Source organism: Streptomyces sp. PKA51 (genome assembly GCF_057552455.1).
This window is the reverse complement of sequence record NZ_BAAJPZ010000029.1, coordinates 26,088-50,473: the sequence shown is the minus strand read 5'-3', so window position 1 is coordinate 50,473 and position 24,386 is coordinate 26,088. Positions and strand designations below refer to the sequence as shown.

The 24,386-nt window shown below is 70.5% G+C and carries 20 protein-coding genes; 7 read left to right on the top strand and 13 right to left on the bottom strand.

What is annotated here, in order from left to right; all coding sequences use genetic code 11:
• Positions 1 to 267 precede the first annotated feature (267 nt).
• The 3 genes from AC27L3_RS27750 to thyX form a co-directional block, all read right to left on the bottom strand.
• Positions 268 to 1,953: a ribonuclease J gene (locus tag AC27L3_RS27750; RefSeq protein WP_487236816.1), complete on the bottom strand. Its 1,686-nt coding sequence runs from the start codon at positions 1,951 to 1,953 to the stop codon at positions 268 to 270.
• Between the two features lie 124 nt (positions 1,954 to 2,077).
• A complete protein-coding gene (dapA, locus tag AC27L3_RS27745; RefSeq protein ID WP_487236815.1) occupies positions 2,078 to 2,977 on the bottom strand; it encodes a 4-hydroxy-tetrahydrodipicolinate synthase in 900 nt (299 codons plus the stop codon).
• A gap of 207 nt (positions 2,978 to 3,184) precedes the next feature.
• On the bottom strand, positions 3,185 to 3,931 hold the full coding sequence (gene thyX / locus AC27L3_RS27740; RefSeq protein WP_487236814.1) for an FAD-dependent thymidylate synthase: 747 nt from the start codon (positions 3,929 to 3,931) through the stop codon (positions 3,185 to 3,187).
• Positions 3,932 to 4,148: 217 nt separating this feature from the next.
• Between thyX and AC27L3_RS27735 the strand changes: the two genes are divergently transcribed.
• Positions 4,149 to 4,391, top strand: a complete 243-nt coding sequence (locus AC27L3_RS27735; protein ID WP_487236813.1) for a hypothetical protein — start codon at positions 4,149 to 4,151, stop codon at positions 4,389 to 4,391.
• A 71-nt stretch (positions 4,392 to 4,462) separates the two neighbouring features.
• Entirely contained in the window at positions 4,463 to 5,017 is a 555-nt protein-coding gene (locus tag AC27L3_RS27730) for a hypothetical protein (RefSeq protein ID WP_487236812.1), read from the top strand.
• Between the two features lie 240 nt (positions 5,018 to 5,257).
• Here the strand turns inward: AC27L3_RS27730 and AC27L3_RS27725 are convergent, their stop codons facing one another.
• From AC27L3_RS27725 to eccD, 6 genes are all read right to left on the bottom strand, one after another.
• Complete coding sequence (locus AC27L3_RS27725; protein ID WP_365967531.1) at positions 5,258 to 5,710, bottom strand: tetratricopeptide repeat protein; 453 nt, start codon at positions 5,708 to 5,710, stop codon at positions 5,258 to 5,260.
• 5 nt (positions 5,711 to 5,715) lie between these two features.
• Positions 5,716 to 6,468: a 4-hydroxy-tetrahydrodipicolinate reductase gene (gene dapB, locus AC27L3_RS27720; protein ID WP_487236811.1), complete on the bottom strand. Its 753-nt coding sequence runs from the start codon at positions 6,466 to 6,468 to the stop codon at positions 5,716 to 5,718.
• Positions 6,469 to 6,496: 28 nt separating this feature from the next.
• Positions 6,497 to 7,876 carry a M16 family metallopeptidase gene (locus AC27L3_RS27715; RefSeq protein ID WP_487236810.1) on the bottom strand — a complete coding sequence of 460 codons (1,380 nt, stop codon included), beginning with the start codon at positions 7,874 to 7,876 and terminating at the stop codon, positions 6,497 to 6,499.
• Positions 7,873 to 10,089 (bottom strand): polyribonucleotide nucleotidyltransferase, encoded by a 2,217-nt coding sequence (locus tag AC27L3_RS27710; RefSeq protein ID WP_487236809.1) that lies wholly within the window; start codon positions 10,087 to 10,089, stop codon positions 7,873 to 7,875. Before AC27L3_RS27710 ends, AC27L3_RS27715 begins: the two co-directional genes overlap by 4 nt.
• A gap of 348 nt (positions 10,090 to 10,437) precedes the next feature.
• Complete coding sequence (gene rpsO, locus AC27L3_RS27705; RefSeq protein WP_365967536.1) at positions 10,438 to 10,725, bottom strand: 30S ribosomal protein S15; 288 nt, start codon at positions 10,723 to 10,725, stop codon at positions 10,438 to 10,440.
• A 193-nt stretch (positions 10,726 to 10,918) separates the two neighbouring features.
• Positions 10,919 to 12,352 (bottom strand): type VII secretion integral membrane protein EccD, encoded by a 1,434-nt coding sequence (eccD, locus tag AC27L3_RS27700; RefSeq protein WP_487236808.1) that lies wholly within the window; start codon positions 12,350 to 12,352, stop codon positions 10,919 to 10,921.
• Positions 12,353 to 12,547: 195 nt separating this feature from the next.
• Here eccD and eccCa point away from each other — a divergent pair, with 195 nt between their 5' ends.
• The 5 genes from eccCa to AC27L3_RS27675 all read left to right on the top strand — a co-directional run bounded on the left by eccCa (position 12,548) and on the right by AC27L3_RS27675 (position 20,883).
• Positions 12,548 to 16,504 carry a type VII secretion protein EccCa gene (gene eccCa, locus AC27L3_RS27695; RefSeq protein WP_487236807.1) on the top strand — a complete coding sequence of 1,319 codons (3,957 nt, stop codon included), beginning with the start codon at positions 12,548 to 12,550 and terminating at the stop codon, positions 16,502 to 16,504.
• 35 nt (positions 16,505 to 16,539) lie between these two features.
• Positions 16,540 to 17,091 (top strand): hypothetical protein, encoded by a 552-nt coding sequence (locus tag AC27L3_RS27690; protein ID WP_487236806.1) that lies wholly within the window; start codon positions 16,540 to 16,542, stop codon positions 17,089 to 17,091.
• Positions 17,092 to 17,185: 94 nt separating this feature from the next.
• Positions 17,186 to 17,611 carry a hypothetical protein gene (locus AC27L3_RS27685; RefSeq protein WP_487236805.1) on the top strand — a complete coding sequence of 142 codons (426 nt, stop codon included), beginning with the start codon at positions 17,186 to 17,188 and terminating at the stop codon, positions 17,609 to 17,611.
• A gap of 16 nt (positions 17,612 to 17,627) precedes the next feature.
• A complete protein-coding gene (locus AC27L3_RS27680; RefSeq protein ID WP_487236804.1) occupies positions 17,628 to 19,814 on the top strand; it encodes a DUF6571 family protein in 2,187 nt (728 codons plus the stop codon).
• A gap of 4 nt (positions 19,815 to 19,818) precedes the next feature.
• A complete protein-coding gene (locus AC27L3_RS27675; RefSeq protein ID WP_487236803.1) occupies positions 19,819 to 20,883 on the top strand; it encodes a hypothetical protein in 1,065 nt (354 codons plus the stop codon).
• A 72-nt stretch (positions 20,884 to 20,955) separates the two neighbouring features.
• On the opposite strand, the gene AC27L3_RS27670 is transcribed toward AC27L3_RS27675, so the two are convergent.
• The 4 genes from AC27L3_RS27670 to AC27L3_RS27655 all read right to left on the bottom strand — a co-directional run bounded on the left by AC27L3_RS27670 (position 20,956) and on the right by AC27L3_RS27655 (position 24,373).
• Positions 20,956 to 21,264, bottom strand: coding sequence for a WXG100 family type VII secretion target (locus tag AC27L3_RS27670; RefSeq protein WP_487236802.1), 309 nt, complete (start codon positions 21,262 to 21,264; stop codon positions 20,956 to 20,958).
• A 64-nt stretch (positions 21,265 to 21,328) separates the two neighbouring features.
• On the bottom strand, positions 21,329 to 21,652 hold the full coding sequence (locus AC27L3_RS27665) for a WXG100 family type VII secretion target (RefSeq protein ID WP_487236801.1): 324 nt from the start codon (positions 21,650 to 21,652) through the stop codon (positions 21,329 to 21,331).
• Between the two features lie 61 nt (positions 21,653 to 21,713).
• Positions 21,714 to 22,949: a S8 family serine peptidase gene (locus AC27L3_RS27660; protein WP_487236800.1), complete on the bottom strand. Its 1,236-nt coding sequence runs from the start codon at positions 22,947 to 22,949 to the stop codon at positions 21,714 to 21,716.
• 20 nt (positions 22,950 to 22,969) lie between these two features.
• Complete coding sequence (locus tag AC27L3_RS27655; RefSeq protein ID WP_487236799.1) at positions 22,970 to 24,373, bottom strand: hypothetical protein; 1,404 nt, start codon at positions 24,371 to 24,373, stop codon at positions 22,970 to 22,972.
• Between the last annotated feature and the right edge of the window lie 13 nt (positions 24,374 to 24,386).

The following is a 24,386-nucleotide window of genomic DNA, read 5'->3' as shown; positions in this document are numbered from 1 at the left end:
TTCGGGCTTTCCTCCGGGCGCTTCCCTTCGGTGTTTCCAACCTTACCAGATCCGATTTCCGTTCCGTTTCCGGTTCGGAATTCGTTTCCGGCTCCCTGTCGGAGCGGGGTTCCGACTTTATCATCGGATTTTCCCTCCGCTGACCGGGAGTCGATCGTGCACCCGGAGGCGCTCGCTCTTCCCGTCGCGGCGGAGTCGTAAACGTACTGGACGGCCGCGCCCGGACGCAAATCGAGCCGGGGCGGCCGTCCGTACGCTGACGGAGGGTCAGACCTCCACGACGACCGGGAGGATCATCGGGCGTCGGCGGTAGCTGTCGGAGACCCACTTGCCGACCGAGCGGCGCACCAGCTGCTGCAGCTGGTGGGGCTCGGCGATGCCGTCGGCGGCGGCCTTGGCGATGGCCTCCTCGATCTTCGGGACGACGGCCGCGAAGTCGGCGTCGTCGATGCCGGAGCCGCGGGCCTGGATCTGCGGGCCGCTGACGACCTTGCCGGTCGTGCTGTCGACCACGACGAAGACGGAGATGATGCCCTCGTCGCCGAGGATGCGGCGGTCCTTGAGGGATGCCTCGGTGACGTCGCCGACCGAGAGGCCGTCCACGTACACGTAGCCCGCCTGGACCTTGCCGACGATCTTCGCCTTGCCGTCGACGAGGTCGACGACGACGCCGTCCTCGGCGATGACGATGTGGTCCTTGGGGATGCCGGTCAGGGCACCGAGCTCCGCATTGGCCCGCAGGTGGCGCCATTCGCCGTGCACCGGCATCAGGTTCCTGGGCTTGCAGATGTTGTAGAAGTACAGCAGCTCGCCGGCCGAGGCGTGCCCGGAGACGTGGACGCGGGCATTGCCCTTGTGCACGACGTTGGCGCCCCAGCGGGTCAGGCCGTTGATCACGCGGTAGACCGCGTTCTCGTTGCCGGGGATGAGGGACGACGCCAGGATGACGGTGTCGCCCTGGACGATGCGGATCTGGTGGTCGCGGTTGGCCATGCGGGACAGCGCGGCCATCGGCTCGCCCTGGGAGCCGGTGCAGACCAGCACGACCTCGTCGTCGGGCAGGTCGTCGAGCGTCTTGACGTCGACGACGAGGCCCGCCGGGATCCGCAGGTAGCCCAGGTCGCGGGCGATGCCCATGTTGCGGACCATGGAGCGGCCGACGAAGGCGACCCGCCTGCCGTACTCGTGCGCGGCGTCCAGGATCTGCTGGATGCGGTGGACGTGGCTGGCGAAGCTGGCCACGATGATGCGCTTCTGGGCGCCCGCGAACACCTGGCGCAGGACGCCGGAGATGTCGCGCTCGGGCGGGACGAAGCCGGGGACCTCGGCGTTCGTGGAGTCCACGAGCAGCAGGTCGATGCCCTCCTCGCCGAGCCGGGCGAAGGTCGGCAGGTCGGTGAGCCGGCGGTCCAGCGGGAGCTGGTCCATCTTGAAGTCGCCGGTGTGCACCGCCATGCCGGCGGGGGTGCGGATGGCGACGGCCAGGGCGTCGGGGATGGAGTGGTTGACGGCGATGAACTCGCAGTCGAAGGGGCCCAGGCGCTCGCGGTCGCCCTCGGCGACCTCGAGGGTGTAGGGGCGGATGCGGTGCTCCTGGAGCTTGGCCTCGATGAGTGCGAGGGTCAGCTTGGAGCCGATCAGCGGGATGTCCGGCTTCTCGCGGAGCAGGTAGGGGACGCCGCCGATGTGGTCCTCGTGACCGTGCGTGAGCACGATGCCGTCGATGTCGTCGAGGCGGTCCCGGATGGACGAGAAGTCCGGCAGGATCAGATCGACTCCGGGCTGCTCCTCCTCGGGGAAAAGCACTCCGCAGTCGACGATCAGCAGGCGACCGCCGTACTCGAAGACGGTCATGTTGCGGCCGATCTCTCCCAGGCCGCCGAGCGGGGTGACGCGCAGGCCGCCCTCGGGAAGCTTCGGCGGGGGGCCGAGTTCAGGGTGCGGGTGGCTCAAAAGACTCTCCTCACCACGCACGCCACATGTCCATGGGACACATGGCGCGCGTGACCTTGGTGCACTTGCAATTGTCGTTTTCGATCATGAATGATCGTCGATGTTCAGTTGTGAAGTCTTGGTGTTAGAGCTGTACCCCGCCTGCGGCGAGATCGCTCGTCAGCCGGTGGGTCTGCTCGTCGGTGAGCTCGACCAGCGGCAGCCGCAGCGGGCCGGCGGGCAGGCCCTGCAGGGCGAGGGCGGCCTTGGTGGTGATGACGCCCTGGGTGCGGAAGATCCCGGTGTAGACCGGCAGCAGCCTGCGGTGGATTTCGGTCGCCTTGGCGACGTCGCCCGCGGTGTAGGCCTCCAGCAGGGCGCGCAGCTCGGGGGTGACGAGGTGGCCGACGACGGAGACGAAGCCGACCGCGCCGACGGACAGCAGCGGCAGGTTCAGCATGTCGTCGCCGGAGTACCAGGCCAGGTCCGAGCGGGCCATCGTCCAGCTCGCGCCGGCGAGGTCGCCCTTGGCGTCCTTGTTGGCGACGATGCGCGGGTGCTCGGCCAGGCGGACCATGGTGTCGGTCTCGATGGGCACGCCCGAGCGGCCGGGGATGTCGTAGAGCATCACGGGCAGCTCGGTGGCGTCCGCGATCGCCGTGAAGTGGCGGACGAGCCCCTCCTGCGGGGGCTTGTTGTAGTACGGGGTCACGGCCAGGATGCCGTGGGCGCCGGCCTGCTCGGCCGCGCGGGCGAGCTCGATGCTGTGGCGGGTGTCGTTGGTGCCGGCTCCGGCAACGACGTGGGCCCGGTCGCCGACCGCCTCGACCACGGCCCGGACGAGCTGTGCTTTCTCCGCATCGCTGGTGGTCGGGGACTCACCGGTGGTGCCGTTGACGACCAGGCCGTCGTTGCCTGCGTCGACGAGGTGGGTGGCGAGGCGCTGGGCGCCGTCGAGGTCGAGGGTGCCCTCGGCCGTGAAGGGCGTGACCATGGCGGTCAGGACCCGCCCGAAGGGCGTCTGCGGTGTGGAGGTCGGAGCCATGGGGGTCACGCTACTCGTTGCTCACCGTGAGGTGCCCCCTCGGGGAGCGCCTAAGGGATCCCGGCACTGCCTGCTCGGGGGTTCAAGCAGTGCCGGGTCCGTTTTTTCAGCCTAGATGAAGGTGGTTAAACGCCGCAATACGGACACCTGGCTCGCTGGGCCACGCAGCGGGATGTCACCGTCCGTGGCGGGCGCGCCGGGCGGGCCTCAGGGGGCGACGCGGCCGTTCTTGTTGAAGGCCTCGTAGGTGAGCGGCATGAGCTGCGCCCACGCCTCCTCCATCTTCTCGCCCACCATCTCGATCTCCCGCTGCGGGAACGAGGGGACCTTGGCCAGCTCGTGCTGGGTGCGCAGGCCGAGGAAGTGCATCAGCGAGCGGGCGTTGCAGGTGGCGTACATCGAGGAGTACAGGCCGACGGGCAGGACGGCGCGGGCGACCTCGCGGGCGACGCCGGCGTCCAGCATCTCCTGGTAGGCCTCGTACGCCTGGCGGTAGCTGTCCTCCATGACGCGGCCGGTCAGCTCGTGCTGCTCGTCGGTGCCCTGAACGAAGACGTACTTGCCCGGGCGGCCCTCCTGCACCAGCTTGCGGGACTCGCCCGGCACGTAGAAGACCGGCTGCAGCTCCCGGTAGCGGCCCGACTCCTCGTTGTAGGACCAGCCCACGCGGTGGCGCATGAACTCGCGGAAGACGAAGATCGGCGCGCTGATGAAGAAGGTCATCGAGTTGTGCTCGAACGGGCTGCCGTGCCGGTCGCGCATCAGGTAGTTGATCAGGCCCTTGGAGCGCTCGGGGTCCTTGGTGATCTCCTCCAGGGACTGCTCGCCGGCGGTGGAGACACGGGCCGCCCACAGCACGTCCGTGTCGGCGGCGCTGTGCTTGACCAGCTCGACGGTCACGTCGCTGCGGAACGTCGGCTTGGCGTCCTTGACGACGTCGGGGGTGTCGGTCACCGGCGGGGTCCTTCCATGTGCGTTTCTCGAACCGCCGCCAAGACTACGGGCCGCCACTGACAGCCGGCGGCCACCGGCCCGCCGGTCCCTTGCCACAGCGGGCGCCGGGATTCCAGTTGATATTTTTCACAGAAGTTACGGAAAACGGGCACCTGTGCGGCTCTTCGCGCGTCTATCCCTGTGACAGCCCACATCGAGGTTCCTAGGAGAGCCCAACATGTTCCGCCGGCGAGAGCCCGTGCCGTTCGCCTTCGTCGCCGAGGCCGAGCGTTACCGCAGCAACGTCACGCCGCCGCCCCGAGATCGCGCCAGCCGTGTGGAGATAGTCGGCCGCACGCTGGTGGGGCTGACGGTGGCCGCGGGGCTGGTCGGGGCGCTGCTGTTCGGGATGCCGTCCCTGGAGACGGGTCCGCAGAACACCCATCACTCGCAGAAGTCCGAGGCCAACGCGGGCCGCTGATCCCCACCGGGGGCACGGCGGGTACCCTCACGCGGCACGCAAGTTCGAATGTGCTCGAGTGAGGATCCTCTGTGCCCCTGTCCAACCTGGCTGCCGCCGAGTCGGCAGCCCAAGAAGCGAGACCGTCGGCGCCGGAGGACCTCTACGAGGACCGCCGGCGCTGGCGTCGTCCGTACCAGCCGGGGCCCCTGCGGGTCGGTGGTGCGGCGTTGCTGCTCCTGACGGCCGCCGGGCTGATGCTCGCGACCCTGATCACCGCCCTCGCAGGGGCCCTGATCGCCGCCGCCGTGTGCCTTGTGCTCGCCACCGTGCTGGTGACGCTGGCGGTGCGGCTGGTGCGGGCGGGCATCTGGGTCGGCGCCGAGGGGCTGCGCCAGCAGCGGCTGCTGTCCGGCACGACGCTGCCGTGGGTCGAGGTCGGCGACATCCGCGTCGTCCCGCAGCCGGTACGGCGGCTGGGCGTGTTCCGTACGGTCGAGGGGCAGGCCCTGGTGGTCCACCGCGCCCAGGGCGAGCCGCTGCCGGCCCTGGTCGCCGACCAGGGCACCGACTTCCTCGGCCGCCCGCAGGCGTTCACCACGGCCGTCGCCGCGACCCGGGCCTGGGTGGCCGAGCTCCGCGGCTGAGCGCCGGTCCTCGCCATGCGGTGCGCCCCGTAGGGGCGCGGGGCGGTGTCGATGTGCGGCTGCGCCGCGTGGGCGCGATCGGCCGGCGACGGCCCGCACCTGACACGCCACCCCGGGCCCCGGGCAATCTGCGGGCACGTCGTGGCTTGTCGCGCCCACGCGGCGCAGCCGCAGATCGGCACTGCCCCGCGCCCTACGGGGCGCCCTGGTATCGCATGGCGAGGACTCGCCGGGCAAGCCCTACGCCCGTACCGGCCGGCCGTCGTGCAGGGCGATCGCCCGCTGCATGGCCTTGCGGGCCCGGGGGGTGTCCCGGGCGTCGTGGTAGGCCACGGCCAGGCGGAACCACGAGCGCCAGTCCTCGGGGGCCTGCTCGGTCTCGGCCCGGCGGCGGGCGAAGACCTCGTCGGCCGAGTCCCGGTCGATGCGGCCGCCGGGGGTGCGCACCAGCTCGTCGACCGGGAGGCCGCCCTCGGTCTCCAGCTCGCGGGCCAGCCGGCCCGCGTCCCGGGCGAACTTGGTGGTGCGGTAGAGGAACCATGCGCCGATGAAGGGCAGCACGAGCACCGCCAGCCCGAAGGCGACGGTGACGGGGGTGCCCTGTTCGATCAGCAGCACTCCCCGGCTGCCGACCAGGACGAGGTAGACGACCAGGACGGCGGCCAGGGCACTGTAGACGACCTTTGCGCGCACGGTGCTCAGCCCAGATCCAGGAAGTTTTCCAGCCCGAAGGTCAGGCCGGGGGTGGAGACCACGCGCCGTGCGCCGAGCAGGATGCCGGGCATGAAGCAGCTGTGGTGCAGGGAGTCGTGGCGGATGGTGAGCGTCTCGCCGGTGTCACCGAGCAGCACCTCCTGGTGGGCCAGCAGCCCGCGCAGGCGCACCGAGTGCACCGGGATCCCGTCGACGTCCGCGCCGCGGGCGCCGTCGAGGGCGGTGGTGGTGGCGTCCGGCTGCGGCGCGCAGCCCGCCTCGCGCCGGGCGGCGGCGATGAGCTGGGCGGTGCGGGTGGCCGTGCCCGAGGGGGCGTCGGCCTTGTTCGGGTGGTGCAGCTCGACGACCTCGACGGACTCGAAGAAGCGGGCGGCCTGCTGGGCGAAGGCCATGGTCAGCACTGCCCCGATGGAGAAGTTCGGGGCGATGAGCACGCCGGTGGCGGGCGACTCCGCCAGCCACGAGCGCAGCTGCGCGAGCCGGTCCTCGGTCCAGCCGGTGGTGCCGACGACGCCGTGGATGCCGTTGCGCACGCAGAACTCGAGGTTGGTCATCACCGAGTCCGGGTGCGTCAGCTCGACGGCGACCTGGGCGCCGGCCTCGGTGAGCGCCCCCAGGTCGTCGCCCCGCCCGAGCGCGGCCACCAGTTCCATGTCCTCGGCGGCTTCGACGGCCCGTACGGCCTCGGAGCCGATGCGGCCCTTCGCGCCGATGACGGCGACGCGCAGCTTGCTCATCGTCCCTGCTTCCCCTGGATCGACCAGATCACGAAACGGCTTCGTGCAGGCGCGCGGCCTGCTTGTCCTTCAGCGGGCCGATGACCGACAGCGAAGGACGCTGCCCCAGTACATCGCGTGCCACCTGGCGGATCTCGTCCGGGGTGACCGCGGCTATGCGGGCCAGCATGTCGTCGACGGACATCTGGTCGCCCCAGCACAGCTCGCTCTTGCCGATGCGGTTCATCAGCGCGCCGGTGTCCTCCAGGCCGAGCACGGTGGAGCCGGAGAGCTGGCCGATGGCGCGGGAGATCTCCTCGTCGCTCAGGCCGTCGGCGGCGACCTTGTCCAGCTCCTCGCGGCAGATCCGCAGCACGTCGTGGACCTGGCCGGGGCGGCAGCCGGCGTAGACGCCGAAGAGGCCGCAGTCGGCGAAGCCGGAGGTGTAGGAGTACACGGAGTAGGCCAGGCCGCGCTTCTCGCGCACCTCCTGGAACAGCCGCGAGCTCATGCCGCCGCCGAGGGCGGTGTTGAGCACGCCGAGCGCCCAGCGGCGCTCGTCGGTGCGGGACAGGCCCGGCATGCCGAGGACGACGTGCGCCTGCTCGGTCTTGCGGCCGAGCACCTCCACGCGGCCGGCGGTGCGGATGGTCCGGCTGCCGGTGCGGGGCGCGGTGGGCACCGCGTCCGTACGGGTCAGGGCGCCGGCCTTCTCGAAGGCGGCGCGGACCTGGCGGACGACCTTGGCGTGGTCGACGTTGCCGGCGGCGGCCACGACGAGGTGGGTGGGGTCGTAGTGCCGCTTGTAGAAGCGGGCGATCTGGTCGCGGGTGAGCGCGTTGATCGTGTCGACCGTGCCCAGGACCGGGCGGCCGAGGGGGGTGTCGCCCAGCATGGTGTGCGCGAACAGGTCGTGCACGCAGTCGCCGGGGTCGTCCTCGGTCATGGCGATCTCTTCGAGGATCACCCCGCGCTCGGCGTCGACGTCGGCCGCGTCGATCAGCGAGCCGGTGAGCATGTCGCAGACCACGTCGATGGCCAGCGGCAGGTCGGTGTCGAGCACCCGCGCGTAGTAGCAGGTGTACTCCTTGGCCGTGAAGGCGTTCATCTCGCCGCCGACGGCGTCGATGGCCGCGGAGATGTCCAGCGCGCTGCGCTTGGCCGTGCCCTTGAAGAGCAGGTGCTCCAGGTAGTGCGTGGCACCGTTGAGCACCGGGGTCTCGTCGCGGGAGCCCACGTTCGCCCAGATGCCGAAGGTGGCCGAGCGCACGGACGGCAGGGTCTCGGTGACCACGCGCAGACCACCCGGGAGGGTGGTGCGGCGCACGGTGCCGATGCCGTTCACGCCCTTGAGGAGTGTTTGGGTACGGGCGACGGCCCGCCCCTCCGAGGAGGGGCGGGCCGTCTTCCGCGTGCTGCGGGACGTCACTTGTCGGACTCGTCCTTGGTGTCGTCGGTGTTCTCGTCCTCGATGACGGGGACGAGGGAGAGCTTGCCGCGCTGGTCGATCTCGGCGATCTCGACCTGGACCTTGCTGCCCACGCCGAGCACGTCCTCGACGTTCTCCACGCGCTTGCCGCCGGCGAGCTTGCGGATCTGCGAGATGTGCAGCAGGCCGTCCTTGCCCGGGAGCAGGGAGACGAAGGCACCGAAGGTGGTGGTCTTGACGACCGTACCCAGGTAGCGCTCGCCGACCTCGGGCATGGTCGGGTTGGCGATGCCGTTGATCGTGGCGCGGGCGGCCTCGGCGGAGGGGCCGTCGGCGGCACCGATGTAGATGGTGCCGTCGTCCTCGATCGTGATCTCGGCGCCGGTGTCCTCCTGGATCTGGTTGATCATCTTGCCCTTGGGGCCGATGACCTCACCGATCTTGTCCACCGGGATCTTGACGGTGATGATCCGCGGGGCGTGCGGGGACATCTCGTCCGGACGGTCGATGGCCTCCATCATCACGTCGAGGATGTGCAGGCGCGCGTCACGGGCCTGCTTGAGGGCCGCGGCGAGCACGGAGGCCGGGATGCCGTCCAGCTTGGTGTCGAGCTGCAGGGCGGTGACGAAGTCCTTCGTACCGGCGACCTTGAAGTCCATGTCGCCGAAGGCGTCCTCCGCACCGAGGATGTCGGTGAGGGTGACGTAGTGGGTCTCGCCCTCGATCTCCTGGGAGATCAGGCCCATGGCGATGCCGGCGACCGGGGCCTTGAGGGGCACACCGGCGTTCAGCAGCGACATGGTGGAGGCGCAGACCGAGCCCATGGAGGTCGAGCCGTTGGAGCCGAGCGCCTCGGAGACCTGGCGGATGGCGTAGGGGAACTCCTCGCGCGTGGGCAGCACGGGGATCAGGGCGCGCTCGGCGAGGGCGCCGTGGCCGATCTCGCGGCGCTTGGGGGAGCCGACGCGGCCGGTCTCACCGGTGGAGTACGGCGGGAAGTTGTAGTTGTGCATGTAGCGCTTGCGCGTCACCGGCGAGAGGGTGTCGAGCTGCTGCTCCATGCGGAGCATGTTCAGCGTGGTGACGCCCAGGATCTGGGTCTCGCCGCGCTCGAACAGCGCCGAGCCGTGCACGCGCGGGATGGCCTCGACCTCGGCGGCCAGGGTGCGGATGTCGGTGACACCGCGGCCGTCGATGCGCTTCTTCTCCTTGATCACGCGCTCACGGACCAGGGTCTTGGTCAGGGAGCGGTAAGCGGCGGAGATCTCCTTCTCGCGACCCTCGAACTGCGGCAGCAGCTTCTCGGCGGCGAGCTCCTTGACGCGGTCGAGCTCGGCCTCGCGCTCCTGCTTGCCCGCGATGGTCAGCGCCTGGGCGAGCTCGCCGCGCACGGCCTCGGTGAGGGCGGCGAGGACGTCGTCCTGGTAGTCCAGGAAGATCGGGAACTCGCCGACCGGCTTGGCGGCCTTGGAGGCGAGGTCGGCCTGGGCCTTGCACAGCACCTTGATGAAGGGCTTGGCGGCCTCCAGACCGGCGGCGACGACCTCCTCGGTCGGCGCCTCGGCACCGTCCTCGACCATCTTGACGGTCTTCTCGGTGGCCTCGGCCTCGACCATCATGATCGCGACGTCGCCGTCCTCCAGGACGCGACCGGCGACGACCATGTCGAAGACGGCGTCCTCCAGCTCGCTGTGGGTCGGGAAGGCGACCCACTGGCCCTTGATCAGGGCCACGCGCACACCGCCGATGGGGCCGGAGAAGGGCAGGCCCGCGAGCTGGGTGGAGGCGGAGGCGGCGTTGATGGCGACCACGTCGTAGAGGTGGTCGGGGTTGAGCGCCATGATCGTCGCGACGACCTGGATCTCGTTGCGCAGGCCCTTCTTGAAGGACGGGCGCAGCGGGCGGTCGATCAGGCGGCAGGTGAGGATCGCGTCCTCGGACGGGCGGCCCTCACGGCGGAAGAAGGAGCCGGGGATCTTGCCGGCTGCGTACATCCGCTCCTCGACGTCCACCGTCAGGGGGAAGAAGTCGAGCTGGTCCTTGGGCTTCTTCGAGGCGGTGGTGGCCGACAGCACCATGGTGTCGTCGTCCAGGTAGGCCACGGCGGAGCCGGCGGCCTGGCGGGCCAGGCGGCCCGTCTCGAAGCGGATCGTGCGGGTGCCGAAGGCGCCGTTGTCGATGACGGCCTCGGCGTAGTGGGTCTCGTTCTCCACCAGGGGTGTCTCCTCAGTCGCGTCCCTGCCCGTGTGGCGGGGACGGTGGCGGAGGGTGCCGCGTGCTCTTGCGGGGGCCGGTCTTCGATCGAAGCACCCGGAATTCCCTGTTCCGGGGGCCACTACCGAGGACCGGCGGAGAGCCGGCGACCCTCCTCGTCAGGTGTGTCGTTCGGTATGCCGTTGTGGGACCAGACTACAAAGGTTCGGCCCCGCGCTGCTCCTCACAGCGCCGAGTGCGCTCCGTCCGGTGTGCCCGCCAGGGGCGGGGCCGGCGTACGCGCCCGGGTCCGGCATACGCGAAGGGAGCGGCCCCCAGCGTGTGGGAACCGCTCCCTCCATGGCGTCTTACTTGGCGCCGGCGGCGCCGCGGCGGATGCCGAGGCGGTCGACCAGCGCACGGAAGCGCTGAATGTCCTTCTTGGCCAGGTACTGCAGCAGGCGGCGACGCTGGCCGACCAGGATCAGCAGACCACGACGGGAGTGGTGGTCGTGCTTGTGCATCTTGAGGTGCTCGGTCAGGTCGGTGATGCGGCGGGTGAGCAGCGCGACCTGGACCTCGGGGGAACCGGTGTCGCCCTCCTTGGTGGCGAACTCGGCCATGATCTGCTTCTTCGTAGCGGCGTCGAGCGACACGCGGTACTCCTTCTCGAGTCTGTTTTCAGCCACCGAGTGCCCCTGGTCTTAACCTCAGGGGAGCTTCCGTTACTCGGGAGGCGGGGTCCGCTGGGCGCTGCCCCCAGGGCCTCGAGGGCGATCCGGAGGCGCGTACACAAACGGCCACCGGACACACTACCAGCCCACCGGCCGGCCCCCGCCCCGGGGCGGCTCAGCCGCCGGTCAGGCCGCGTGCGGTGGCGTAGACGTCCAGCACCGCGAGGCACAGCGGGACGAGGGAGAGCAGGAAGACGCTCTCGGCCACGTCCGAGACTCTCCCCCAAAAGGGTGACAGACCCTTGCGGGGGACGATCAGCCCGACGCCGGTGAACAGGGCCGCGACGGCGGCGACGGCGGCCGTCAGCCAGATCGTGCGCACGTCGGAGGAGCCCGCGGGCGGGTTCAGGGCCAGGCCCAGGACGAGCAGGGCCAGCGCGGCCAGGCCGGCGCCGAGGACGGCGGCGACCTGCGCGGTGTAGCGGAAGAGGCGGGCCCGCAGCAGCATCGCGAGCCCCGCGGCCAGCGCCAGGGCGCGGGCCCAGGGGCCCGAGGAGAAGGCCAGCACCGCGCCGGCGCCGGTCACCACGGCCGCGCAGCCGCCGACCAGGCCCAGCAGCAGCTCGTGGCCCCGGCGGGCCTGTGCCGCGATGCGCTCGGCGTCCACCGGCTCGCTGCCGGCGCCGCCGCGGGGGGCGTCGAGGTCGTCGGCGGCCGCCGCGCGCGGGGCGGCGTAGCCGATGGGCAGCCGGGCCACGCGGGCGGACAGAGCGGGCAGGAAGGCGAGGGCGCCGATCGCCGTCACGGCGCACACGGCGGCGACGCCGGCGGGCGCGGCGCCGGTGAGGATCGCCCCGAAGGTGGCCAGGACGCCGGTGGCGGAGGCCACGACGGTGGCGACGAAGGGGGCGTCGCCCGCGGGGGTCAGGGCGGTCAGGACGACGGAGGCGACCAGCACGGTGGCGCAGCCCAGCAGGAACTGCAGGCGGCCGGTGCCCTCGCCCGCGGCGGGGCCGAGGATGCCGGAGCCGGCGATCAGCAGGTGGGGCACGGCGGCCAGGCCCAGGGCGACGGCCGAGCCCCCGTCGCGGTAGACCCGGGCCCGTACGCCCGCGAGGGCGACGAGGGTCAGGGCGACGGCGGCGGCGACGATGCCCGGCAGGCCGTGCATGTCGTGGCGGACGGGGTCGGCGCACCACAGCGCGAAGCCGGTGAGCACCAGCAGCAGCGCCCCGGCCAGGAGCCCGGCGCCGCGCAGCAGCCGGGTGTCCCACAGGGCCCGGTCGCGGGTGACGGCCGCGGCGACGGCGTCGGAGACGTCGTCGTGGACGGCCGGCGGCAGCGACTCGGCGAACGGCCGCAGGGCGAGGATCTCGCCGTCCACCACGCGCTGGGCGGCCAGCGTGCGCGAGGCGTCCAGGACGGTGCCGTCGCGGCGTACGAGGTGGTAGCCGGTGGGGGTGCCGGGAGGCTGCGTCTGGCCGGTGAGCCGCAGGATCTCCGGGTGGACGTCGGCGACGGGGAGGTCCTCGGGCAGTGCGACGTCGATGCGGCTGTCCGGTGCGACGACGGTGACCCTGCAGAAGCCGGTCGTGGCGGGCGTGCTCACCCTGATGTGCCCCCTGATCTGTCTGGCGGTGCGGACGCAACGTCTCGGGGCTGGTCACCCTACCGGGGGCGAACGTCCGTGCGTCGCCGGGTGCGTACGCCGATAGGATCTTCCGGTCGCGCGAGGGGAGGACCGGCTCCACAGGGGTGCCGGGTGTGCAACCGGCCTCTCGGGCCTAAGGGGTTGAGCCGCTTCGTGAGCCAGGTCGTCGTCAAACGCCCGCCGCGGGCGCTGCCGCCGGAGCCGCCGAGCGCCGAAGTGCGGCTGGAGACGCCGCCCGAGCTGCCGCGCGGCCGTCAGGAAGGCATCCTGATGCAGCTGCTGCCCACCTTGGGCATGGCTTCGTCGATGGTCTACTTCTTCATGCCCGGCGCCCACCCCATGATGAAGATCATGGGCGTCCTGATGATGTGCTCGACGCTCGGCATGACGGTCGCGATGATCGTGCGGCACCGCCAGGGCTCCCAGGGCCAGCTGGCCGACGCGCGCCGCGACTACCTGCGCTACCTCGCGCAGACCCGGCGCGCGGTGCAGCGTACGGCGCGTGCGCAGCGCGACGCGCAGCTGTATGTGCACCCCGCGCCCGACCAGTTGTGGTCCGTGGTCGCCGAGGGCAGCCGCGTGTGGGAGCGCCGCCCCGGCGACGACGACTTCGCGCAGGTGCGCGTCGGCCTGGGCCCGCAGCAGCTGGCCACCCCGCTGATCGCCCCGGAGACGGCGCCCATAGACGAACTGGAGCCGCTCACGGCCGGCGCGATGCAGCGCTTCCTGGCCGTGCACGGCTCCCTCGACGGGCTGCCGATGGCGGTGTCGCTGCGCGCCTTCTACCACGTCACCCTCTCGGGAGAGCCGCAGACGGTGCACGGCACCGCGCGGGCGCTCGTGGCCCAGCTGGCCGCGCTGCACTCCCCCGAGGACCTGGTGATCGCGATCGCCGCCCGCCGCGGCGCGGACCACTGGGACTGGGCCAAGTGGCTGCCCCACGTCCAGCTGCCCGGCACCGTCGACGGCGCCGGCACCCGGCGGCTGCTCGGCGACGACCTCGTCGAGCTGGAGGAGCTGCTGGCCCCGCGCCTGGAGGGCCGCCCCCGCTTCAGCCGGGAGGGCCGCCCGCTGTTGGAGCAGCCGCACGTGGTCGTGCTGCTGGAGGGCGTCGCGGTGCCGGCCGGCTCGGTCCTGGCCGCGCCCGAGGGCCTGCAGGGCGTCACCGTCATCGAGGTCGTCCCCGGCGAGCTGGACGAGCTGCGCGGCGGGCTGGCCGTGACCGTACGCCCCGGTGCGCTGCGGCTGCACTCGCAGGTCGCGGTGTACGAGGGGGTGCCCGACGTGCTCGCGCCCGAGGTCGCCGAGGCCCTGGCCCGGCAGCTGGCGCCGCTGCGCCCGGGCGGCGGCGACGAGGACGAGCCGCTGCTGGCCAACTGCGACTTCACCGACCTGCTGGGCCTGGGCGACGCCGGTTCGGTGGAGGTCGCGCGCACCTGGCGCCCGCGCACCCCGGCCGAGCGGCTGCGGGTGCCGATCGGGGTCGGCGAGGACGGCTCGCCGGTCATGCTCGACCTGAAGGAGGCCGCGCAGGACGGCATGGGCCCGCACGGCCTGTGCGTCGGCGCGACCGGTTCCGGCAAGTCCGAGCTGCTGCGCACGCTGGTGCTGGGGCTCGCGGTCACCCACTCCTCGGAGTCGCTGAACTTCGTCCTCGCCGACTTCAAGGGCGGCGCGACCTTCGCCGGCATGTCCGGCCTGCCGCACGTCGCGGCCGTCATCACCAACCTCGCGGACGACCTCACGCTCGTCGACCGCATGCGCGACTCCATCACCGGCGAGCTGCAGCGCCGCCAGGAGCTGCTGAAGTCCGCCGGCAACTACGCCAACATGCACGACTACGAGAAGGCCCGGGCCGCGGGCGCCCCCCTGGAGCCGCTGGCCTCGCTCGTCCTGGTGATCGACGAGTTCAGCGAGCTGCTGACGGCCAAGCCCGACTTCATCGACATGTTCATCCAGATCGGCCGCATCGGCCGGTCGCTGGGCGTGCACCTGCTGCTGGCCTCCCAGCGCCTGGAGGAGGGCCGGCTGCGCGGCCTGGAGACGTACCTGTCGTACCGCATCGGCCTGCGCACCTTCTCCGCCGCCGAGTCCCGTACGGCACTGGGGGTGCCGGACGCGTACCACCTGCCGACCGTGCCCGGCTCGGGCTACCTGAAGTTCGGCACCGACGAGATGACGCGGTTCAAGGCCGCCTACGTCTCCGGCCCCTACCGGACCGCCGCCTCCGGCACGGCCGAGGGCGGGGACCTGCCCGTCGAGCGGCGACCGGTGCTGTTCACCGCGGCGCCCGTGCCCGTGACGTACGCCGCGCCGCCGGCGGAGCCGGCCCGTACGGACGAGGGCTCCACCGACGCGATGCCCGACACCGTCCTCGACGTCGTCGTGCGCCGGCTGGAGGGCCAGGGTCCGCCCGCCCACCAGGTGTGGCTGCCGCCGCTGGACAAGGCGCCCTCCCTCGACCAGCTGCTGCCCGCCCTCGCCGAGACCCCCGGCCGCGGCCTGACCGCGCCGGAGTACCCGCGCCAGGGCCAGCTCGTGGTCCCGCTCGGCGTCGTCGACAAGCCCTTCGAGCAGCGGCGCGACGTGCTCTACCGCGACTTCTCCGGCGCGGCCGGCCACATGCTGGTCGTCGGCGGCCCGCGCTCGGGCAAGTCCACGCTGCTGCGCACGCTCGTCACCTCCTTCGCGCTCACGCACACGCCCGCCGAGGTGCAGTTCTACGGCCTGGACTTCGGTGGCGGCGGCATGAGCGCCATCGCCGGGCTCCCCCACGTCGGCGGCGTCGCCTCCCGCCTCGACCCGGAGCGCGTCCGCCGTACCGTCGCCGAGGTGGCGGGCATCCTCGCCCGCCGCGAGGAGCACTTCCGGGCGCACGGCATCGACTCCGTCGCCACCTACCGGCGCCGCCGCGCGGCCGGCGACTTCGCCGACCAGGGCTGGGGCGACGTGTTCCTGCTCATCGACGGCTGGGCCGCGTTCAAGCAGGAGTACGAGCTCTTCGAGGGCGTCGTCGCGGACATCGCCTCCCGCGGCCTGGGCTACGGCATCCACGTCGTGGTGACCGCCTCCCGCAACATGGAGGTCCGCCCGGCCCTGAAGGACCAGCTGCTGAGCCGCCTCGAACTGCGCCTGGGCGACACCATGGACTCCGAGTTCGACCGCAAGGTCGCCGCCAACGTGCCCGCCGGCGTGCCCGGACGCGGCCAGCTGCCGGAGAAGCTGCACTTCATGGCCGGCCAGCCGCGCATCGACGGCGGCGACGACCCCGCCACCATGACGGACGCCACCGCCGCCCTGGTCGCGGCCGTCGACGCCGCCTGGAGCGGCCCGCACGCGCCGCGCGTCCGCCTGCTGCCGCGCATGCTGCGTGCCGACGAGCTGCCCAAGGGCTTCGAGTTCCCGGAGCGGGGCGTGGCCATCGGCATCGACGAGACGGCGCTGGAGCCGGTGTTCGTCGACTTCGAGACCGATCCCTTCTTCCTCGTCCTCGGCGAGAGCGAGTCCGGCAAGACGGCCGTGCTGCGGCTGCTGGCCAAGCAGATCGCCGAACGGTACGGACCGGACGAGGCGAAGATCGTCGTCGGCGACTACCGGCGCTCGCTGCTGGGCGCCGTCCCCGAGACCCACCTGCTGGAGTACGCGCCCCTCGCCTCGGCCCTGACGATCCACGCGGAAGCCCTCAACGGCCTGATGCAGCGACGCGCACCCAAGCCCGACGTCACACCGCAGCAGCTGCGCGACCGCAGCTGGTGGACCGGTCCGCGGTTCTTCTTCTTCGTCGACGACTACGAGCTCGTGGCGGCCGGCAGCGGCAACCCGCTGTCCGTCCTGACGGAGAACCTGCCCTTCGCCCGGGACATCGGCATACGGTTCGTCATCGCCCGCAACTCGGCGGGCGCCTCGCGCTCGATGTTCGAATCCTTCATGCAGCGGATCAAGGAACTCGGCGCCCAGGGCCTCGTCCTGTCCGGCGACCCCGCCGAGGGCGACCTCCTCGGCGGCGTCCGCCCCCGCCCCATGCCCCCGGGCCGCGGCGTCTTCGTCTCGCGGAAGAGGGGGACGCCGCTGGTGCAGGTGGGGTGGGTGCCGGAGGTGACGGAGGAGTGACGGAGGAACACGGAGACGACAGGAAAGCTCGCGGTATGACGCGACCTGCTCCGAGCCGGCTGGAATACCTGGGCGAAATCGAGAGACTCGCCCGTGAGGTCCGCTCCGCCGCGACGGAGGAGGGGTGGCTGTCCTACGACTTGGATCCCCAGGACGCGACCGCCCTCCAGCGCGCTGTGAACGCGCTGGCACGAGCCCTGCAGCACCACCACTTTCCCGGCGACGGCTGCGTCGAGGAGGACCGGCCCCTGCTCGAGTTGGCAGGTGTGGTGCTCCTCCGGCCGGGAGCGATGCCGTCGGCGCTGGACGAGACGTACGAACAGACCTGCCTGCGCATCGGAGTGGAACCCCGGCAGGAGGGCTGGGCCCTGTGGAACACCTGGGGCGGGGGACGGGCCCGCATCACCATGGTCGTCACGGCCGTCGACACCACCGAAGGACTGCTCGCCAACTGGTCGCGCGGAGTGGACATCCAGCCCGTCCGGCCCCTGCCGTCGCAGGTCGCGCTGATCCAGCAGGGCTGGGCAGGGCCCATGACGCTGTCTCCGCGGGCCGTGAAGCAGACGGGCTTGCTGGATCCCGCCTGAGCCAAAAGATCGACAAGGGTGGTGCCCGCGGGGCGCCACCCTTGTTAGGTTCGAACGCGCGAATGCCTGTTGTCGTACACGGGGGTTGGACATCGTGACGTTCGAGGAAGAGTGGGCCGGTTTGCGCGCGGAAGCGCAGTCGCGGATGCAATTGAACGGTGCACCGGGACCGGCCGGGGGCCCCGACCTGAAGTCGTCGGCCGCGAGGAAGAAGGCGGCGGTCTCCGCGCTCGAGCAGCACGTGGAGCCGGACACACAGGCGGCCGGGAAGTTGATGGACGAGACGTCGGAGGCGGCGGCCAAGGGCTTCCACGGCTGGGCGACCGGCGCCGGCATCACCGAGGCCCTCAAGGGCTGGCGCGCGTCGGTGAAGTCCCTCCAGGCGCGCCTGGCCGCGGAGAAGTCGGCGCTGAGCCAGACGCACCACCTGCTGACGGGGGCGGATCTGCAGCTGGGCGGCCAGTTCGGGCTGCTGAGGCCGCTGCCTGCGCCGCCGCAGAGCACCGGCTCCGAGCACTGAGGGGACGAACGTAACCATGCTCACGTACCACCAGGTCCTCACGGCGGACCTGGGCCTGCTGACGACCGCGGCGGACCAGTGGGACGCGGCGGCGAAGAAGTTCGAGACCGTACAGAAAACGTACGACGGCCAGGTCAAGAGCGTCACGACCGACGGCTCCTGGAGCGGCCAGGCCCAGCTCATCGCCCAGCCGAACATGCACCGGACCTCCACCGAGTTCACCTCGGCGGCCAAGGAGGCCCGCGCGATCGCCTCCCTGCTGCGGGACGCCCACACGCAGTTCACGGAACTGCGGGGCAAGCTGAAGTCGGCGGTGGCGGACGCGGAGAAGGCCGGCATCAAGATCGACGACCAGGGACGCGCCACGGCCACCATCCGCAACGACCCGGCGGCCACCCACGACCCGGACTTCAAGAACCAGACCGCGAAGATCGCCGAGGCGGAGGCGTCCTGGACCCGCCACATAGCGGAGCTCGTCCAGGCCTTCGACGACACCGATCAGGGCGTCAAGCTGGCCCTTTCGGCGGCCGTGCAGGACTCCAATCCCCTGGACGGCCTGAACGACTTCAACGGGAGCGCCGAAGGCGACATCGAAAAGGCCGAAGTCCGGGAAGCCACCTCCCTGGCGAACAAGCTCAGGTCCGGCGACCGCCTGAGCGAGCAGGAAATCAACGAGATGCAGTGGCTCCTGCGGGACGTCGGCCACGACGAGCAGGCCAGTCGGACCTTCCTGAACAACATCGGCCCCGACGGCACGATCGAGCTGACCAACAAGCTGAACGGCCTGGCGTACGACGGCGACAAGAGCCACCAGCGCAACTACCTGGGCATCGAGACGAGCCTGGCAGGCACGGTGGCCACCGCCACCGCGGACCCGCGTTCGTCGTTCTACGGCAAATGGCGCGAGGGCCTGCGGAGCGCCGGCGAGAAGAACTTCGGCAAGAAGACGGACCCCCTGTACGGCTACCAGACGTTCGTGGGCCTGATGGAACAGGGGAAGGGCCGCTACAGCGGAACGTTCCTCAACGACCTGGGCGACGACATCATTGCTGCGGAGAAGAAGCACGAGGGAATCTGGACCCAGTGGACGCGCCCGCGCCCCGGCACCGCCAGCGATCCCCTCGACCACCTGCTCGGCGTCATGAGCAGAACCCCCGACGCGGCAACGTCGTTCCTCGACCCCGGCGCGGACGGGAAGAACGGGCACCTCAAGTACTTGCTGAAGGACCGGGACTGGCCGAGGATCGCGCTCAACGGTCCGGGGGCGCTCATGTTCATGGACGACCCGACGAGCAAGGCGGGTCTGGGTGCGGCTCTGGAAGCAGCCGCGACCGGCCACGAACCGGGCACCAAGCACACGCTCGGCGGCCACACCGAGGCCCAGGCCCGGGTCATGCACGACACGATCAGGGTGCTCAATTCGGACGGCCACGGCGACAAACTGCCGGCGAACCTGCGCGGCTCGCTGGGCAACATGCTCGCCGACTACACCGGTGACACGCACCAGATCCTTTCCCGTACCCGAGAGGACTACAAGGTCTCCGGCACGGAGGGCAAGGTCTGGGAGGACGGCGGCGTCGTCCACATGGCCGTGGGCAAGGACGACCTCGTACGCGTCATGCGCGGCGTGGCGGACGATCCCGCAGCATTCGCCCGAATGTACAACGCCGAGCGCCAATACGCTGCGGACACCTTGTCGAGAGTCCCCTTCAACGGCGACCCCGACACCCGTGCCGCTGTCATCGAAGCAGCGTCGTCCGCTTACGGCTTCTACGACGGGATCAGCTCCGACGTCGTCTTCGACAAACGGGACAAGGCAATCCAATGGGCGAGGGACGTGAGCCACGCCGTGACGGGCACCTCGGGCGCTCTCCTGAACTTCATCCCGGCGGACGTCGCCGAGGGCGTACCCATGCCCAAGGGCGTGAAGGTGGGAGCCGACGTTCTCAACCGGATCACCGACTTCACCATGTACGAATGGACGAAGGAACAGATCAGCGAGGCGAGTGCCGCCGCCGGCGCGGAGAACCGCGCCAAGTTCAACCACGGCCAGCGCCAGGTCGACAGCCTCGTCGTCGAATGGGGCAGGGTGAACGGACACGACCCCAACGAAGGGGTCATACGACACCTGGTGGGTTCCGGCCAGGAGCGGCACAACAGCGCTCGCGACGAAGCCTTCATCTCCTTGGACCGGGACAAGTAATTCCATGACTCGACGAAAAGCGATCACCGCATCGGCGGCCCTGCTCTGCGCGATGATCATCATCGCCGGAGGTGTCTTCTACTTCTCCGGCGGCTACGACCACTGGCGCGACGGCAGGTCCTTGGCCGACGCCTGCGACGGCGCACTCGACGTCGATCAGGTGCGTTCGGCGTTGGACAGCAACAGCGTCCGGGCAGATCGCAGCCATCCGGAGTACCTCACGCACGGCAAGGACGGGCGCATCGCAGTCTGCCGGCTGAAGGACCGGGAGAGTGGCCAGGTCGTCAACGTGGACATTCACTGGGGTTCCGACATGACAGCCGCCGCTGACACGCTGAAGCACCGGTTCGTCAAGGACCCCGGGATCGCAGCGGTTCCGATCGGATACGGCTGGCGCGGCTCCATGGTGTCGGTCGACGAGGTGCTCTACGGGGCCGTCGAACTCAGCTGCACCAACAAACGCGATGAGAGCCTCATCGTCAATCTGTTCACCTACAAGGATGCGAAGGATTCCGATCAGCGACGGAACTTCGCCCGGATGGCAACCAGTACCGCACGCTCCGCAGCACAGCACTTTGACTGCGCGTCCAAGCCCGGGAAACCGGTCCAGCAGGTCCCGCCGGACCCGATCAGGAACCCCACTCCGCTCGCCCACGCGAAGGGGACGTGCGCTCCCGTTGCACGCGATACCGAAACGGCGAAGAAGGCCGGCGTCGCATCCGTGTCGGAAGCACCGACCGACCCGGACACTCCGGCCGAGGACTGCTACCTGCGCAATGCCGAGGGGAAAGGGATCTACCGCCTCACGGCCCTGTACGGACACTTCGCCAACGGCCCTCGCCACGGCAGCTCACCCGATCTGGCCGAGGACTCCGGATTCGGGGAAGGAGCCCGCTACGGCTACGCCACGGCCGCGTGCCCGCGGGACAAGGAGCGTTCCCTCTATGTGATCTCGGCCCCCGCATGGACGAACCGCTCCCCCGACCCCGAGTTCGCGCACGCCGCACTCAAGGCCTTCGCCGAGGAATCCGCCCGGAACCACGGCTGCACCGACCTGCGACTGCCCTGACGGGCTATCACAACGAACGGGTGGGCAACCGACCGACGGTTGCCCACCCGATGCAGTACTGCCGCTCGGCGGTCAGTAGCCTTCGCTGAACAGCTGCGACGCCCGGCGGTCCGTCGCGTGGTAGTGGTCGCTGCCCTCGAGGATCTTGTCCGACACCCGGCCCAGAATCTGGCCGATGATCTCCGCCTTCTTCTGCAGCTGGTCGTGCGCCTGGTCCATCGCCGCCTTGGCCTCGCCTTCCCAGCCGGCCGAGACGGCCTTGACGGCCGCCTTCATGGCGTCGATCTCCCGCTGGACGACCCCGGCAGCGGCCTTGATCTGGCCCGCGGTCTCCTGCAGCGAGGCGTATGTGACGACGAGTTCGCCACCGTTTCCTGACACGTTCCCACTCCCCGTGTTCGTGGGGCCTTCGCCCCGGCCTAGTCGTTCGGCTTACAGCTCTGGCTCAGCTGTAGTCGTGGATCGCACTGACGCCCTTCACGCTTGCGGCGATGTCCTGGTCGGTGGCACCGGTCAGCGTGTGCGTCTTGGCCACGGCCTCACGAACGTGATCGATGAGCCGCCGCACGGCGTCGTGCTCCTGATTCAGCTGCTCCTGCGCCGAACGGAAGACACCGTGGGCCTCGCCCTTCCACTGCCCCCCGTCAACAGTCGCAATGGCATTGGCGAGCGTGCGCAGGTTGCCCGTGAATGCCTGGCTCGACTGGTCCATGGCGTTCGTGAATGCCCTGAACGCATCGTCCTGGACCTTCTGCCTGTTTCCCGACATGTTTCACCATCCCCCATGAGTTGTTGGCGAATTGAATCGCCCCGAAATCACGCCCAGCAATCTAGCCGACCGGTCGGTCGCCGGTTGACCAGTGAGAAGCGGTCCTGTTGCGACGCCGCACCAGCACGATCCCGGTGACGACGGCGGCCACGACGACGACCGCTGCGCCTGCACCGACACTCAACCAGAGGGTGCTGACATCGCTGTCGTCACTGCTGCTCTCCGCCGCGGGGCGCTGCGCGCCCCGGGCCGACGACTTGGGTTCACTCGAAGGCGTAGGCGCGGCGTTGGCCAGCAGCGGGTTGACGCCGGCCGGACCGGGGTCCCCCTCCCCGTCCAGGACGACCTTGCGCGGGCGGACGATACCGTAGCCGATGTAGGGGCTCGGGATCTTGCCGGTGGTCGGTTTGCCCGCGGTGTCCAGCATGACGCGCAGCACCTGGTTGTTGGTCCAGTCCGGGTGCTTCGCCCAGATGAGGGCGGCGGAGGCGGAGGCGAGGGCGGTGGCTTGGCTGGTGCCACCGCTCATGCACGAACCCGTGGTTTTCGTGCATCGCTCGGGAATCCGGTCGCCCGGCGCGGCCAGGGCCACGTTGCTGGCGCTGTTTGACCACTTGGTCACCGCACTGGTGCTGTCGATGGCGCCAACAGAGACGACGCCGGGAAGCGCAGCCGGGTAGTTGGGGAGGTTTCCCTCGTTGCCGTCGTTCCCCGAGCCGGCAAAAACCAAAGCGCCCTTGCCCAGCGCATACTTCACAGCCGCGGCGCTCTGCGGCGTCTGCTGCACTCCCCCTGGTCCGGCCATGGAGATGTTGAGGATACGGGCACCGTGATCGACCGCGTATCGAATGGCTCTGGACATGAGCGGATCCGTGGCGTCCGCCGCTGCCGACCCGATGGCTCGGACCGGCATGATCTTGGCCCCCGGTGCCAAACCTTGAATGCCGCCGCCCATGCCGCTCCCTGCGATGAGCGCCGCCATGTTCGTTCCGTGGCCGTCCTCGTCGGTGTTGGGGCCCAAGGGCCTGTTGGAGACGTCTTCGCCTTGCACCAGGCGCCCCTGAAGCTCGGGAATCGTTGCATCGACGCCGGTGTCGATGACCGCAACGGTGATTCCTTCACCCCGGCTCACCGTCCACATGCGCTCGGCCTGCATCCCGTCCAGATACCAGGCCGGGCTCGTTGATCCCTCAGCCGCGGCATTCGGCACGGGGCCTGCGAGGACTACGAGTCCAGCGGCACAGGCGGACAACATCGGCAGCATGTGCCGATGCATTGTGCGGAACACGCGCGGCATGGGTGAACGCTCTCCTGACGCTACTCGACGACGGGCGGGACGGTATCGCGCCGACCGACGTTCCACGTTTCCTTGTCTTCGGTGACAAACGCGGGACGTGTCGAGCCACTGCGCCGTGTACCACCGCTCGGGGCAGCAGTATGTGGTGGCAACGGTGCGGATGCCGGGGCGCCTCGTACCAGCCCAGAGCCACCCGAGGTGAACTCGGTCTGCGAACCCAGCGCAGAGGCTGAGCCACTCCCAGGGACACGCGGAGTGCCGATGATGCCCCCGGGTTGCCGCGCCGGTCGCCCACCAGGGCCGACGGCGCCCATGGAGGGTCCGGGGTATCCACCCATACCCATCGAGCCCCGGCCACCCGCCCCGGGCTCCGCTCCCACGACAACGCCTCGAGGCAGACCGGGTACTGCGGATTCGCCACGGGGGCGGGAGGGAAGCCCGCCGACGACGCCATCGCTCGGGCCGAGCCGATCTTGGGGACCTGGGACCCCGAGTCCTGGCCTCCCTCGTACGGTTTCAGCGGGTGGCCCGGTCCTCGCATTCCCCACAAATGGCTGACCGGGCATGGGCATCGGAAGCCGGCGGGAATCGGCCGGGTCAGCCGTTCGGACGATGCCCTGCGTCGGGTCGCCCGTTGGGGGCAAGGTGGTCACCGGCGGCAATGCGGCCGTGGAGTCGATGGTCGTCCCCGACACCCCGCCGGGTGACGGAATGGTGACGCCACCATGCTCCACTGCCCCATGGTTCGGAGTAGCCGCTCCTCCGCCTGCAGGCGCCGAGGGGACAGCCCCATGGACGTTGTGGGGTGCGCTGACTGCGGACCCCACCGGGACGGCCGACGAGCCATAGTTCTGGTCGCTGGCCGTGCCGAACGTCTTGGAGGCACCGCCTGGGGCGTTGGTGGGGCTTTCCCATCCGCTGATGGGCTTGGCGAGCTCTGCAGGCAGAGCAAACCGCGGCTCCTCCAGCTTCCCCAGATCCGCACCCGCCGTCGTGTAGTACGAGTCCACCAGCCGCATCGCGTCGACCGCCGCCTGGCGGTCCTTCTCCGCGGCGGCCATGCGTGCCTTCTCCTTCTCCGCATCCACGAGGCACGGCGAAGTGCTGGGCTTGGGCATCTGGGACTGGGCCTTGGCCAGACCCTCCCCCGCCTTGGTCATGACCGCGCCGGCGGACGACGTGTAGTGGGCCAGCTTGGTGGTCTGCATGACCATCTGCTCGCCCCACTTGCGGAACGCGTCGCCGCCCTCGCCGTCGAGCTTGACGCGGGCCACGTGCTCCTTGAGGTCCTTGCTGATGCCGTCGAGGGCGTCGAAGGCGTCCTTCAGTGCCTTGCCGACCTCGGTGAGGCGTTCCGGCTTGCCGTTGGCCACCATTGCGTACAGCTCTTCGTGGGTCTTGCCCTGGAATTCGCTCTCCGACATTCCGTTCCCCTCC

What these genes read in the sequence shown, in the direction of transcription:
- AC27L3_RS27690 (WP_487236806.1), top strand. Translation starts at nt 16,540, where the DNA reads ATGACGCGACCTGCTCCGAGCCGGCTGGAATACCTGGGCGAAATCGAG.
- AC27L3_RS27665 (WP_487236801.1), bottom strand. Translation starts at nt 21,652, where the DNA reads ATGTCGGGAAACAGGCAGAAGGTCCAGGACGATGCGTTCAGGGCATTC.
- AC27L3_RS27735 (WP_487236813.1), top strand. Translation starts at nt 4,149, where the DNA reads ATGTTCCGCCGGCGAGAGCCCGTGCCGTTCGCCTTCGTCGCCGAGGCC.
- AC27L3_RS27680 (WP_487236804.1), top strand. Translation starts at nt 17,628, where the DNA reads ATGCTCACGTACCACCAGGTCCTCACGGCGGACCTGGGCCTGCTGACG.
- AC27L3_RS27655 (WP_487236799.1), bottom strand. Translation starts at nt 24,373, where the DNA reads ATGTCGGAGAGCGAATTCCAGGGCAAGACCCACGAAGAGCTGTACGCA.
- AC27L3_RS27675 (WP_487236803.1), top strand. Translation starts at nt 19,819, where the DNA reads ATGACTCGACGAAAAGCGATCACCGCATCGGCGGCCCTGCTCTGCGCG.
- AC27L3_RS27660 (WP_487236800.1), bottom strand. Translation starts at nt 22,949, where the DNA reads ATGCCGCGCGTGTTCCGCACAATGCATCGGCACATGCTGCCGATGTTG.
- dapA (WP_487236815.1), bottom strand. Translation starts at nt 2,977, where the DNA reads ATGGCTCCGACCTCCACACCGCAGACGCCCTTCGGGCGGGTCCTGACC.
- dapB (WP_487236811.1), bottom strand. Translation starts at nt 6,468, where the DNA reads ATGAGCAAGCTGCGCGTCGCCGTCATCGGCGCGAAGGGCCGCATCGGC.